This is a genomic window from Klenkia terrae, assembly GCF_037083865.1.
Classification (GTDB): Bacteria; Actinomycetota; Actinomycetes; order Mycobacteriales; family Geodermatophilaceae; genus Klenkia; species Klenkia terrae.
On the sequence record NZ_JBAPLV010000003.1, the window covers coordinates 221,218 to 234,333 of the forward strand.

General features: G+C 74.8%; 15 protein-coding genes. 14 read left to right on the forward strand and 1 reads right to left on the reverse strand.

The genetic code is table 11. The annotated features are described in order from the left end of the window. Positions 1 to 31 precede the first annotated feature (31 nt). The 14 genes from UXQ13_RS04885 to nusB are packed head-to-tail and all read left to right on the forward strand — an operon-like array spanning position 32 to position 12,476. Positions 32 to 457 carry a DUF948 domain-containing protein gene (locus UXQ13_RS04885; RefSeq protein ID WP_225231872.1) on the forward strand — a complete coding sequence of 142 codons (426 nt, stop codon included), beginning with the start codon at positions 32 to 34 and terminating at the stop codon, positions 455 to 457. After that, a complete protein-coding gene (locus tag UXQ13_RS04890; RefSeq protein ID WP_225231871.1) occupies positions 457 to 762 on the forward strand; it encodes a hypothetical protein in 306 nt (101 codons plus the stop codon). The genes UXQ13_RS04885 and UXQ13_RS04890 overlap by 1 nt, the downstream gene beginning before the upstream one ends. Positions 763 to 816: 54 nt before the next feature. Further along, entirely contained in the window at positions 817 to 3,465 is a 2,649-nt protein-coding gene (gene alaS / locus UXQ13_RS04895; protein ID WP_225231870.1) for an alanine--tRNA ligase, read from the forward strand. After that, positions 3,462 to 3,923, forward strand: coding sequence for a Holliday junction resolvase RuvX (gene ruvX, locus UXQ13_RS04900; RefSeq protein ID WP_225231869.1), 462 nt, complete (start codon positions 3,462 to 3,464; stop codon positions 3,921 to 3,923). Before alaS ends, ruvX begins: the two co-directional genes overlap by 4 nt. Positions 3,924 to 3,927: 4 nt before the next feature. Further along, entirely contained in the window at positions 3,928 to 5,694 is a 1,767-nt protein-coding gene (mltG, locus tag UXQ13_RS04905) for an endolytic transglycosylase MltG (protein WP_336391875.1), read from the forward strand. After that, positions 5,687 to 6,496, forward strand: coding sequence for a shikimate dehydrogenase (locus UXQ13_RS04910; RefSeq protein WP_225231867.1), 810 nt, complete (start codon positions 5,687 to 5,689; stop codon positions 6,494 to 6,496). Before mltG ends, UXQ13_RS04910 begins: the two co-directional genes overlap by 8 nt. Before the next feature lie 2 nt (positions 6,497 to 6,498). Next, positions 6,499 to 7,155, forward strand: a complete 657-nt coding sequence (locus UXQ13_RS04915) for a prepilin peptidase (RefSeq protein WP_225231866.1) — start codon at positions 6,499 to 6,501, stop codon at positions 7,153 to 7,155. A gap of 36 nt (positions 7,156 to 7,191) precedes the next feature. Further along, positions 7,192 to 8,373: a chorismate synthase gene (gene aroC / locus UXQ13_RS04920; protein WP_225231865.1), complete on the forward strand. Its 1,182-nt coding sequence runs from the start codon at positions 7,192 to 7,194 to the stop codon at positions 8,371 to 8,373. Beyond that, positions 8,370 to 8,906: a shikimate kinase gene (locus tag UXQ13_RS04925; protein WP_225231864.1), complete on the forward strand. Its 537-nt coding sequence runs from the start codon at positions 8,370 to 8,372 to the stop codon at positions 8,904 to 8,906. Before aroC ends, UXQ13_RS04925 begins: the two co-directional genes overlap by 4 nt. Next, entirely contained in the window at positions 8,903 to 10,006 is a 1,104-nt protein-coding gene (aroB, locus tag UXQ13_RS04930; RefSeq protein WP_225231863.1) for a 3-dehydroquinate synthase, read from the forward strand. The genes UXQ13_RS04925 and aroB overlap by 4 nt, the downstream gene beginning before the upstream one ends. Beyond that, the gene (aroQ, locus tag UXQ13_RS04935; protein WP_225231862.1) at positions 10,003 to 10,437 is read left to right on the forward strand and encodes a type II 3-dehydroquinate dehydratase; all 435 of its coding nucleotides are present in this window, start codon (positions 10,003 to 10,005) and stop codon (positions 10,435 to 10,437) included. The genes aroB and aroQ overlap by 4 nt, the downstream gene beginning before the upstream one ends. Continuing rightward, positions 10,437 to 11,504, forward strand: a complete 1,068-nt coding sequence (locus UXQ13_RS04940) for a M24 family metallopeptidase (RefSeq protein ID WP_225231861.1) — start codon at positions 10,437 to 10,439, stop codon at positions 11,502 to 11,504. Before aroQ ends, UXQ13_RS04940 begins: the two co-directional genes overlap by 1 nt. Beyond that, entirely contained in the window at positions 11,505 to 12,065 is a 561-nt protein-coding gene (gene efp / locus UXQ13_RS04945; RefSeq protein WP_225231860.1) for an elongation factor P, read from the forward strand. Positions 12,066 to 12,068: 3 nt separating this feature from the next. Continuing rightward, complete coding sequence (gene nusB / locus UXQ13_RS04950; RefSeq protein WP_225231859.1) at positions 12,069 to 12,476, forward strand: transcription antitermination factor NusB; 408 nt, start codon at positions 12,069 to 12,071, stop codon at positions 12,474 to 12,476. 70 nt (positions 12,477 to 12,546) lie between these two features. Here the strand turns inward: nusB and bldD are convergent, their stop codons facing one another. After that, complete coding sequence (bldD, locus tag UXQ13_RS04955) at positions 12,547 to 13,086, reverse strand: transcriptional regulator BldD (protein WP_225231858.1); 540 nt, start codon at positions 13,084 to 13,086, stop codon at positions 12,547 to 12,549. Positions 13,087 to 13,116 lie beyond the last annotated feature (30 nt).

Genomic DNA, 13,116 nt, shown 5'->3' on the forward strand with positions numbered 1-13,116 from the left:
ACACCCATCGACGAGTACAGGGAGACACCACGTGTCCGCAGGAGAGATCGCCGGGCTGGTCGCCGCCGGCGCGTTGGTGCTGCTGGTGGTGCTGCTCGCCGTGCCGCTGCTCAAGCTGGGCCGCACGCTCGACGAGACCACGCTGACCATCCGCCAGGTCCGCGAGCAGAGCCAGCCCATCCTCAGCCAGGCCTCCACGACGGTCACCCACGTGAACGCCAACCTGGAGCGGGTCGACGACATCACCGGCAACGCCGCCAACGTCTCCAGCAACGTCGCAGCCCTGACCAGCGTGTTCGCCGCCACCCTGGGCAGCCCGCTGATCAAGGCCGCCGCCTTCAGCTACGGCGTGCGCAGCGCGGTCAGCAAGAAGCGCGAGGGGCAGGCCCTCGCCTCCAGCCAGCGTGACCAGAAGGCCGAGCGCCGAGCTCGCCGGGCAGCACGGCGGGCCGCCTGATGCGCCGCATCTTCTGGCTGGCCATGGGCGCCACGATCGGCGTGCTCGTCGTCCGCAAGATGTCCGCCGCCGCCGAGCGGCTGACCCCGCAGTCGATCGCCGGTCAGCTCGCCGACGGCCTGCGCGACCTGGGCGACGCCATCGCCGACTTCGGCGCCGACGTCCGGGCCGCGGCCGCCTCGCGCGAGGACGAGCTGCGCGAGGGCACCGGCCTGGACGCCCCGCTCCCCACCCGCGACGAGGCCACCGCCGGCGGCCAGGCCGCGATCAACGCCCGCCGCGGCGCGCACGCCGCCGACTCCTGACCCACCCCACCGCACCCCGGGCGCCCCGCCGGGCCCGACCGAGAACGAGCTGAGATGCAGACCGCCGAGATCCGCCGTCGTTTCCTGGAGCACTTCGAGGCGCGCGGGCACACCGTCGTCGCCAGCGCCTCGCTGGTGTCCCCGGACCCGTCACTGCTGTTCACCGTCGCCGGCATGGTGCCGTTCATCCCGTACCTGACCGGTCGCGAGCCGGCCCCGTACCCGCGGGCCACCAGCGTGCAGAAGTGCGTGCGCACCCTCGACATCGAGGAGGTCGGCAAGACCACGCGGCACGGCACGTTCTTCCAGATGAACGGCAACTTCTCCTTCGGCGACTACTTCAAGGCCGAGGCCATCCGGTTCGCCTGGGAGCTGGTCACCGGCAGCGTGGACGACGGCGGGCTGGGTCTGGCGGCCGACCGCATCTGGCCGACGGTCTACCTGGACGACGACGAGGCGTTCGAGGCGTGGCAGGCCTACGTCCCGGCCGAGCGCATCCAGCGCCGGGGCATGGACGACAACTACTGGTCCACCGGTGCCTCGGGCCCGGCCGGACCCTGCTCGGAGATCCACTACGACCGCGGGCCGGCCTACGGCCCCGACGGCGGGCCGGAGAACGACCCGACCGGTGACCGGTTCCTGGAGATCTGGAACCTCGTCTTCATGCAGTTCGAGCGGGGCGACGGGGAGGGCAAGGACTTCCCGATCCTCGGCGAGCTGCCCCGCAAGAACATCGACACCGGCATGGGCCTGGAGCGGGTCGCGTTCCTGCTGCAGGGCGTGGACAACATGTACGAGATCGACGAGGTCGCCCCGGTCCTGCGCAGGGCCGCCGAGCTCGCCGGGGTCACCTACGGCGCCGACCACGACACCGACGTCCGGCTGCGGGTGGTCGCCGACCACGTCCGCTCCGGGCTGATGATCATCGGCGATGGCGTCACGCCCGGCAACGAGGGCCGCGGCTACATCCTGCGCCGCCTGCTGCGCCGCGCGGTCCGCTCGATGCGGCTGCTCGGGGTGGAGGGCGCGGTGCTGCCCACCCTGCTGCCGGTCAGCCGGGACGCCATGAGCCCGAGCTACCCCGACCTGGCCACCGACTTCGAACGGATCAGCTCGGTCGCCTACGCCGAGGAGGAGGCGTTCGCGCGCACCCTCGTCGCCGGCACCGCGCTGCTGGACACCGCGGTCACCCAGCTCAAGGACGCCGGCACCCCGCAGCTGCCCGGGGCGCAGGCCTTCCAGCTGCACGACACCTACGGCTTCCCGATCGACCTGACCCTGGAGATGGCCGCCGAGCAGGGCGTCACCGTCGACGAGGCGGGGTTCCGCGCCCTCATGGCCGAGCAGCGGGACCGCGCCCGGGCCGACGCCCGGTCCAAGCGCACCGGCGGGGTCGACGTCTCCCGGTTCTCCGAGCTGCTGGCCCAGCACGGTCCGACCGACTGGCTGGCCTACGAGACGCTGCGCACCGAGAGCCGGGTGCTCGGCGTGGTCGGCGACGCCGACGTCGCCGGCCCGGGCGAGCTGACCCGCGTCGTCCTGGACGCCACGCCCTTCTACGCCGAGTCCGGCGGGCAGGTGGCCGACGCCGGGCACCTGGTCTGGGACGGCGGCCGGGCCGAGGTCGTCGACGTGCAGCGCCCGGTCAAGGGCCTGGTGGCCCACCAGGTGCGGGTGCTGGAGGGCGAGCTGCGCGGTGGCGTGGAGCTGGCCGCCGAGGTCGACCTGGAGTGGCGCCGGTCGGCCTGCCAGGCGCACTCGGGCACCCACGTGGTGCACGCGGCGCTGCGCCGGGTGCTCGGCCCCCAGGCGCTGCAGGCCGGGTCCTACAACCGCCCCGGCTACCTCCGGCTGGACTTCGCCTGGCAGGGGGCGCTGACCGCGCAGCAGCGCAGCGACATCGAGGACGTCGCCAACGCCGCCGTGCGGGAGGACCAGGCGGTCCGCGCGCTGTGGATGTCGCTGCCCGAGGCCCGCGAGTTCGGCGCGCTGGCGCTGTTCGGCGAGACCTACGGCGAGCAGGTCCGCGTCGTCGAGATCGGCGGCGAGTGGTCCCGCGAGCTGTGCGGTGGCACCCACGTCCGCGGCAGCGCGCAGATCGGCCCGCTGGCGCTGACCGGCGAGAGCTCGGTCGGCTCGGGCTCCCGCCGCGTGGAGGCCGTCGTCAGCCTGGAGGGCTTCCGCTACCTGGCCCGCGAGCGCGACCTGGTGCGCCAGCTCGCCGACCTGCTCAAGACCCCGCAGGACGGCCTGGTCGAGCGGGTGTCGGGCATGCTGGCCCGCCAGCGCGAGGCCGAGCGGGAGCTGGCCGAGCTGCGCGGCGCGCAGACGCTCGCCGCCGCCGGTGACCTGGCCGCGGCGGCCCGCGAGGTGGGCGGCGTCCAGCTGGTCACCGGGTCGCCGGCCGGCCTGTCCGGCGGCGACCTGCGCGGGCTCGTGCTCGACGTCCGCGGCCGGCTGGGCACCGAGCGGCCGGCCGCCGTCGTCCTGGCGTCGGAGTCCGAGGGCAAGGTCGCGCTGGTCGCCGCGGTCAACCCGGTCGCCCAGGAGCGCGGGCTGTCGGCCAACGACCTGCTCAAGGCCGCGGCCGGCCCGGTGGGTGGGCGTGGCGGCGGCAAGGCCGACGTCGCCCAGGGCGGTGGCACCGACCCGGCCGGCATCCCGGCCGCGCTGGCTGCCGTCGAGCAGGCGCTGCAGGCGTGACCTCCCCGGAGCCGCCGGTGTGGGTACCCGGCCGGCGGCTCGGGGTGGACGTCGGCACCGTCCGGGTCGGCGTGGCGATGTCCGACGCCACCGGATTTCTGGCCTCGCCGCTGGTGACCCTGCGGCGCTCGGGCAAGGGCACCGATCTCGACCGGTTGGCCGCGCTCGTGGTGGAACACGAGGTGGTGGAGGTGGTGGTGGGGGACCCGAGGCACCTCTCGGGTGCGTCCGGGGCCTCTGCCGCCGATGCGGGCGCCTACGCTGGTTCACTGGCCACTCGGATCGGGGACGTCCCGGTGCGTCTCGTCGACGAAAGGCTCTCCACCGTGACCGCAGCCAGTCACCTGCGTGCGCGCGGCATCGACGCCCGTCGGCAGCGCTCCGTGATCGACCAGGAGGCCGCCGTGGTGATCCTGCAGAGCCACCTGGATCGCAGCCGCACAGCGGGCGGTCGGTGACCGCGTGAGCGACGAGGGCACCGGACGACGGCGCAGGCACGGCGGCGAGGGCGAGGGCGAGGGCCGACCCGCCGCGGACATCCTGCGCGAGTGGCAGACCGGGGAGATCCCGGTGGTCACCGACGACCCGACCGGTCCGCTGACCAGCGGTCGCCGGGCCCGGCGCCGGGCGGCCGAGGAGGCCGCCCGCGAGGTGCGGCCCGCCGCCCCCGCCGAGCCCGACGACGACGCCACCCGGCGCACCCCGCTGGTGCCCGGCGCCCGCCCGTCCGCCCGCGGTCCGCTGCCGCGACCCCCGGTGTCGGCCCTGTCCGGCCTGGTCCTCGGGTCCACCGGCGAGCGCCCCGCGGTGCGCGCCCCCGAGCCGCTGGCCCGCTGGGACGACGAGGACGCCACCGACCGGCACGCCCCCGTGGCCACCGGCACCGCCCGGGACGACCACCCGGTCACCGACGAGCACCCGTACACCGATGAGCACGCCTACACCGACGAGCACCCGGTCGCCGACGGACACCCGTACACCGACGAGCACCCGGTCGCGGACCAGCACGCCTACACCGACGAGCACCCCTACGCCGACGAGCACCCGGTCGCCGAGCGGCACCCGGCCACCGGGGAGCACCCGGCGTGGGACCAGACCGGCGGCCTGGAGGTCATCGGCGGCGACGACGAGGACGAGCGGGGTCGCCGGGGCCGGCGCGGCCGCGGCGGGTCGGCGTCCCGCGGACCGCGCCGCAAGCGCCGTCCGGTGACGATCCTGCTGTCCCTGCTGGTCCTGGCCGGCCTGGTCGTGGGCATCGTGGTCGGCGGCCAGTGGCTGATCGACAAGGTCAACCCGACCGCCGCGGACTACACCGGCTCCGGCAGCGGCGAGGTGCAGATCCGGGTGGAGAGCGGCGACTCGCTCACCGCGATCGGCAACACCCTGGTGTCCGCCGACGTCGTCGCGTCCTCCGGCCCGTTCGTGGACGCCGCCTCGGCCAACCCGGCCGCCGCCGGCATCCAGCCCGGGGTATACAGCATGGCGCTGCAGATGAGCGGGCAGGCGGCGCTGGACCGGCTGCTGGACCCCGCGTCCCGCCTGTTCGCCCGGGTGACCGTGCCCGAGGGCCTGCGGGTGGACGCGGTGCTGCAGCGGATCGCCGACAACTCCGAGATCCCGCTCGCCGACCTGCAGGCCGCCGCCGCGGACCCCGCCGCGCTGGGCCTGCCGGCGTGGGCCAACGGCATGCTCGAGGGCCACCTGTTCCCGGCCACCTACGACATCGAGCCCGACCAGACCGCCGTGCAGGTGCTCAGCGGCATGGTGTCCCGGGCGGAGCAGACGTTCGACTCGCTGCAGATCCCCGAGGCCGACCGGCTCCGCGTGCTGACCGAGGCCAGCCTGGTGCAGGCCGAGGCCGCCACCACCGAGGACATGGCCATGGTCGCCACCGTCATCGACAACCGGATCGCCGACGGCATGCCGCTGCAGTTCGACACCACGGTGAACTACGCGACCGGCAAGTCCGGCATCACCACGACCTCGGACGACCGGGCGACGGACTCGCCGTACAACACCTACCGGTACGCCGGCCTGCCGCCGGGGGCGATCGACAGCCCCGGCGAGGAGGCCCTGCAGGCGGTGCTCAACCCCACGCCGGGTGACTGGATCTACTTCGTGGTGGTCAACCCGGACACCGGCGAGACCCGGTTCGCCGTCACCGCGGAGGAGCACGCCGCCAACGTGGCGCTGTTCCAGCAGTGGCTGCGCGAGAACCCGGGTGACTGAGCGGGCCGCCGTCCTCGGTCGCCCGATCGCGCACTCGCTGAGCCCGGTGCTGCACCGGGCCGCCTACGCCGCCCTCGGGCTCGAGGACTGGACCTACGAGGCGCTGGACATCGGCGCCGAGGAGCTCCCCGTCCTGCTGGCCGGCCTCGACGAGGAGTGGCGCGGCTTCTCGGTGACCATGCCCTGCAAGCAGGCGGCGCTGCTGGCCGCGACCGAGCACGACGCGCTGCCGCTGCTGCTCGGCGCGGCCAACACCCTGGTCCGGGTGCCCGGTGGGTGGCGCGCGGAGAACACCGACGTCACCGGGGTCGGCATGGCACTCCAGCTGGGCGGGGTGGAGCGGGTCGAGCACGCCGCGATCCTCGGCGCCGGCGGGACGGCGAGCGCCGCCGCGGTCGCCCTGGCCAGCCTGGGTGCGCAGACGGTGGACGTCGTGGTCCGCGACCCCGCCCGGGCGGCCGGGGTCGTCGCCGTGCTGGACGCCCTGGACGTCACCGCCCGGGTGGCCACCTTCGCCCAGACGCCCGAGGTCGCCGCCCCGGTCGTGGTGAGCACCGTGCCCGCCGACGGCCAGACCACGGTCGCCGGCCTGCACTGGCAGCCCGGCCAGACCGTCCTCGACGTGCTCTACGCCGGCTGGCCGACCCCGCTGGCGGCCGCGGTCACCGAGGCCGGCGGCACCACGGTGCACGGCCTGGACGTGCTGTTCTGGCAGGCGACCGTCCAGGTCGAGCTGATCACCGGCCGGCCGGCGCCGATCGAGGCCATGCGCGCCGCGCTGGACGCCGCCGTCCCCCGCTGACCGTGCTGCCCGCGACCGTGCTGCCCCTCGCCGCCGGCCTGCTGGGTGCCGCACTGGGTCCGTGGCTGGCCCGGGCCACCGTCCGGTTCGCCACCCGCACGCCCGACGCCGCGCCCGGGCGGCTCCGGGTCGGGGTCACCGCCGTCCTCACCGCCGGGCTGCTGGCCGGTGCCGCCGCGCTGACCGGACCACGGCCGCTGCTGGTCGGCGTGCTCTGGCTGACCGCGGCGGCCGTCGTCCTGGCCGGGGTCGACCTGGCCAGCCACCGCCTGCCCGACGTGGTCACCCTCCCCGCGTTGGTCGTGCTGCTGGCCTCGGTCGTGGTCGACGCCGCCGTCGAGGGCACGGTGCAGCGCGCGCTGGACGGCGTGGTGCTGGGCGCGGCCGCGTTCGCGGTCGCCGCCGTGGCCCGGCTGCTCGCCCCCGCCGGGCTGGGGTTCGGCGACGTCAAGCTGATGGCGCCGCTCGGGCTGCTGCTGGGCTGGCGGGACGGCGGGTCGCTGGTGGTCACCGGGGTGTTCCTCGGCCTGCTGCTCGGCGCGGTGGGCAGCCTCGTGCTGCTGGCCCTGCGGCGGGCCGGCTGGCGGTCCGCGGTGCCCTTCGGGCCGCCCCTGCTGGTCGGCGCCGGGCTCGCCCTCGCGCTGGCCGGGCCGGTCTGAGCAGGGCTGTCGGACCCGGCTGGCACACTCCACCCCATGTTGCGCTGGCTGACCGCCGGTGAGTCGCACGGCCCACAGCTCACCGCCATCCTCGAAGGACTCCCCGCCGGCGTGGAGGTGCAGACCTCCGACCTCGACGCCCAGCTCGCCCGGCGCCGGCTGGGCCATGGTCGGGGCGCCCGCATGGCGTTCGAGCAGGACGTCGTCACCCTCACCGGCGGGGTGCGGCACGGCCGCACCCAGGGCGGCCCGATCGCCGTCCAGGTGGGCAACACCGAGTGGCCCAAGTGGACGACGGTCATGGCGGCCGACCCGGTCGACCCGGAGCTGATCGCCAACCGGGCCCGCAACGCACCGCTCACCCGGCCGCGGCCGGGGCACGCCGACCTCGCCGGCATGCAGAAGTACGGCTTCGACGACGCCCGGCCCGTGCTCGAGCGCGCCAGCGCCCGGGAGACCGCCGCCCGGGTCGCGCTGGGCGCGATCGCCGAGGCGTTCCTGCACCAGGTCCTGGGTGTCCGCGTGGTCAGCCACGTGGTCGGCATCGGCGCGGTCACCGCCCCCGACGGCGTGCTGCCCGGCCCCGACGACTCCGACGCGCTGGACGCCGACCCGGTGCGCTGCGTCGACCCGGCCACCAGCGCCCGCATGCAGGCCGAGATCGACGACGCGCACGACAGCGGCGACACCCTGGGCGGCGTCGTCGAGGTGGTGGTGCACGGCCTGCCGCCGGGCCTGGGCAGCCACGTGCACTGGGACCGGCGGCTGGACAGCCGGCTGGCCGGTGCGCTCATGGGCGTGCAGTCGGTCAAGGCGGTCGAGGTCGGCGACGGCCTGGAGACCGCCCGCCGCCGCGGGTCGGTGGCCCACGACGAGATCGACGTGACCGGGCCGGGCACCGTCGCCCGGCGCACCGACCGCGCCGGCGGCATCGAGGGCGGCATGACCAACGGCGAGGTGCTGCGCGTGCGGGCGGCCATGAAGCCGATCAGCACCGTGCCCCGCGCCCTGGCCACGCTGGACACCACCACCGGCGAGGCCGCCGAGGCGATCCACCAGCGCAGCGACGCCTGCGCGGTGCCCCGCGGCTCGGTGGTGATGGAGGCGATGGTGGCCCTGGTGCTGGCCGACGCCGTCCTGGAGAAGTTCGGCGGTGACTCGGTGCCCGAGACCCGCCGCAACGTGACCGCCTACCTGGACGGGCTCACGTGGCGGTGACCGCCCCGCGGGTGGTGCTGGTCGGTCCGCCGGCCTCGGGCAAGACCACCGTGGGCACCCGGCTGGCCAAGGAGCTGGGCACCGCGTTCCGCGACACCGACCACGACGTCGAGGCGCAGGCCGGCACCTCGGTCGCCGACGTCTTCGTGACCCACGGCGAGGCGCACTTCCGGGCGCTGGAGGAGCGCGCCGTCGCCCGGGCCCTGGCCGAGCACGAGGGCGTCCTGGCCCTCGGCGGCGGCGCCGTGACCAGCACCCACACCCGCGCGCTGCTCGTGGAGCACGGCCGGGCCGGCGGCACCGTGGTCTGGCTGGACGTCGACCTGCCCACCGCGGCCAAGCGGGTCGGGCTGTCCCGCGACCGGCCGATCCTCGGGGTCAACCCGCGGCAGATGCTGCGCCAGATGCTCGAGACGCGGGCGCCGCTGTACGGCGAGGTGGCCACCCTGCACCTGCAGACCGGCGGCCGGCCGGTCGGTGCCGTGGTCGCCGAGGTCGTCGCGGCCCTGCCGACCGTGGGCACCGCCCCGTGACCGCCCCGCCGCCTGACCTGCGTCCCGGCGACCGGTCGACCATCACCGTGGCCGGCGACCGGCCCTACGACGTGGTGGTCGGCCCCGGCGTCCGCCAGGAGCTGGCCCTGCTCCCGCAGACCGTGCTGGCCGGGGCGACCCGGGCCGCGGTGGTGCACACCGCGTCGACCGCCGCGCTGGCCGGCGAGGCGGTGGCCCTGCTGCAGAGTTCCGGGCTGGCCGCCGAGGCGGTCGTGGTGCCCGACGGCGAGGCGGCCAAGACCGCCGAGGTCGCCGCCGGGCTGTGGACCGAGCTGGGCCGGCTGGGCCACACCCGCACCGACGCCGTCGTCGGCGTCGGCGGGGGAGCGGTCACCGACCTCGCCGGGTTCGTCGCGGCCACCTGGCTGCGCGGCGTGCGGGTCGTGCAGGTGCCCACCAGCCTGCTGGGCATGGTGGACGCCGCGGTCGGCGGCAAGACCGGGATCAACACCGAGGCCGGCAAGAACCTGGTGGGCGCGTTCCATCCACCGGTCGCCGTCCTGGTGGACACCGACACCCTCGACGGGCTGCCCGACCCGGAGTTCCGGTCGGGCCTGGCCGAGGTGGTCAAGTGCGGCTTCATCGCCGACGACGCGATCCTCGACCTGCTGGCCGCCGACCCCACCGGGCGCCGCGCCACCACCGAGCTGATCACCCGGGCGATCCAGGTCAAGGCCGACGCGGTGGGCGAGGACCTCTACGACACCGGGCGCCGGGAGTTCCTCAACTACGGCCACACCCTCGGCCACGCGATCGAGAAGGCCGAGGACTTCGGCTGGCGGCACGGCGAGGCGGTCGCGGTGGGCCTGGTGTTCGCCGCCGAGCTCGGTGTCGCCGCCGGCCGGCTTCCCCGGGCCGACGCCGACCGGCACCGTGAGCTGGTCGGTGCCATGGGCCTGCCGGTGAGCTACGCCGGCGACTTCGACCGGCTGCGCGCCGCGATGGCGGTGGACAAGAAGTCCCGGGGGGCCGCGCTGCGGTTCGTCGTCCTCGACGGGCTCGGCGCCCCCGGCATCCTGACCGATCCCGACGAGGCCTGGCTGCGGACAGCCTGGGCCGCAGTGGAGGCGACACCGTGAGCATCGTCGTGCTGAACGGCGCGAACCTCGGCCGGCTGGGCAGCCGCGAGCCCGAGAAGTACGGCACCACGACCTACGCCGACCTGGTCGCCCGGATCGAGGCGGTGGCCGCCGAGCTGGGTCAGGACGTCGCTGTCCGGCAGACCGACAGCGAGGCCGAGCTGCTCGGCTGGGTGCACGAGGCCGCCGACACCGGCACCGCCGTGGTGGTCAACGCCGCCGGGTGGACGCACACCTCGGTCGTGCTGCGCGACGCGCTGGCCCAGGTGGACGCCCCGGTCGTCGAGGTGCACATCACCAACGTGCACGCCCGCGAGCCCTTCCGGCACCACTCCTACGTGTCCGCCGTCGCCGACGGCGTGGTCGCCGGGCTCGGCGTCTTCGGCTACGAGGCGGCGCTGCGCTACCTGGCCGACCGGGGCGTCCGCTGATGGACCACGCCGGACGCCGGGAGCGGCTGCGCGCCGTGCTGGCCGAGCGCGGGCTGGACGCCGTCCTGGTCACCGAGCTGCTCAACGTGCGGTACCTGACCGGTTTCACCGGCTCCAACGGCGCGCTGCTGGTCCGGGCCGACGGGGCCGACCTGTTCGGCACCGACGGCCGGTACACCACCCAGGCCGGCACCCAGGTCCCCGACGTGGAGCTGCTGGTCGACCGGGCCACGGCCACCGCGCTGGCCCGGACGGCGACCGGCCGGCTGGGCTACGAGTCCCACGTGGTCACCGTCGACGGGCTGCGGGCGCTCACCGCGGCGGCCGACGGCGCCGAGCTGGTCAGCGTGCAGCGCGCGGTGGAGGACCTGCGCGCGGTCAAGGACGACGACGAGGTCGACGCGCTGCGCCGGGCCTGCGCCGTGGCCGACCGGGCGCTGGCCGAGCTGGCCGTCGAGGGCGCGCTGCGGCCCGGCCGCACCGAGCGCGAGGTCGGCCGCGAGCTCGACGCCCGGATGCTCGCCCTGGGTGCCGAGGCGGTGTCCTTCGAGACCATCGTGGCCACCGGCGCCAACTCCGCGATCCCGCACCACCGCCCCGACGGCACCGAGCTGCGCAGCGGGGACTTCCTCAAGCTCGACTTCGGGGCCACCTTCGACGGCTACCACTCCGACATGACCCGCACCCTGGTGCTCGGGCACGCCGCGGACTGGCAGACCGAGGTCTACGCCCTGGTGCAGGCCTCCCAGGCCGCCGGCCGGGCGGCGCTGGGGGTCGGTGTCGAGGTCACCGCGGTCGACGCCGCCTCCCGCGACGTCATCGCCGCGGCCGGCCACGGCGAGCACTTCACCCACGGCCTCGGCCACGGGGTGGGCCTGGAGATCCACGAGGCTCCGGGCATCTCGGCGCTGGGCGCGGGTACCCTGGCCGCCGGCATGGCCGTCACCGTGGAACCCGGGGTCTACCTCCCCGGGCACGGCGGTGTCCGGATCGAGGACACCCTCGTCGTCACGGCCGACGAGCCCGAGTTGTTGACCCTCACGAGCAAGGAACTGCTGGTTCTCTAGATGGCTACCACCAACGACCTCAAGAACGGCATCGTCCTCAAGCTGGACGGACAGCTGTGGACCGTGACCGACTTCCAGCACGTGAAGCCGGGCAAGGGTGGCGCGTTCGTGCGGACCACCCTGAAGAACGTGCTCAGCGGCAAGGTCGTGGACAAGACCTTCAACGCCGGGCTGAAGGTCGAGACCGCGACCGTGGACAAGCGGACGATGACCTTCCTGTACAAGGACGGCGCCGACTTCGTCTTCATGGACGGCGACACCTTCGACCAGATCCCGGTGTCGGCGGCCACCGTCGGCGACGCGGCGAACTACCTGCTGGAGAACACCGAGGCCATGGTGGCCGTGCACGACAGCGTGCCGCTGTTCATCGAGCTGCCCGTCACCATGGAGCTCGTCGTCTCCCACACCGACCCGGGCCTGCAGGGCGACCGCTCCACCGGCGGCACCAAGCCGGCCACGCTGGAGACCGGCGCCGAGATCCAGGTACCGCTGTTCATCACCACCGGCGAGAAGCTGAAGGTCGACACCCGCGACGGCCGGTACCTCGGCCGGGTCAGCTAGCACATGGCTGCCCGTTCCAAGGCGCGCAAGCGCGCGGTCGACGTCCTCTACGAGGCCGACCTGCGCGGCGGCGACATCCTCCCGCTGCTGCGCGAGCGGATCGCCGACGGCCAGCCGCCGATCGGCGAGCACACCGTCCGGCTGGTCGAGGGCGTGGTCGAGCACTCGGCCGACATCGACCGGCTGATCGAGGAGCACGCGCAGGGCTGGTCGCTGGACCGGCTGCCCGACGTGGACCGCGCGATCCTGCGGATGGCGGTCTTCGAGCTGCTCTGGGTCGAGGACGTCCCCGACGCGGTGGTCATCGACGAGGCGGTGGAGCTGGCCAAGAGCCTGTCCACCGACGACTCGTCCGGCTACGTCAACGGCGTGCTCAGCGGCGTCCTGCAGGCGCAGATCCCCACCAGCTGAGCCACGGGCTGACAGACGACGAAGGGCCCCTCCCGCACCGGGAGGGGCCCTTCGTCGTGCGTGGGTGTGCTCAGCGGGGGTTGCGGCGGCGGTCGCCCCAGTCCTCGGTCTCGTCCTCGTCGGTGTAGATGCTGCCGTCGGCGCCGGGGGAGAGCACGCCCCACTCGATCAGCCGGGTGGTCAGCTCGTCCGGGCTCATGTCGTAGATGATCGCCAGCGACTTGAGGTCCTCGGTGCGGATGGACAGCACCTTGCCGTTGTAGTCGTGCCGCTGGGCCTGGATGGTCGAGGCGTAGCGGGCCAGCGGGCCGGCCTCGTCGGCGGGCAGCGAGCCCAGCGACTCCAGGTTCAGCACGATCTTGGTGGACTTGGTGATCGCGGAGCTGGGCCGCGGGTCGGGCAGCAGCTCGGCGACCGGGACGCCGTAGAACACCGCGAGCTCGGAGAGCCGCTGCACGGTCACCGCGCGGTCCCCCCGCTCGTAGGACCCGACGACGACGGCCTTCCAGCGGCCGTGCGACTTGTCCTCGACACCCTGCAGCGAGAGACCCTGCTGGTTCCGGATCGCCCGGAGGCGAGCGCCCAGCGCTCGGGAGTAGTCGGTGCTCATCGTGTCCTGCTCACTCAGTGTCGTCGGATG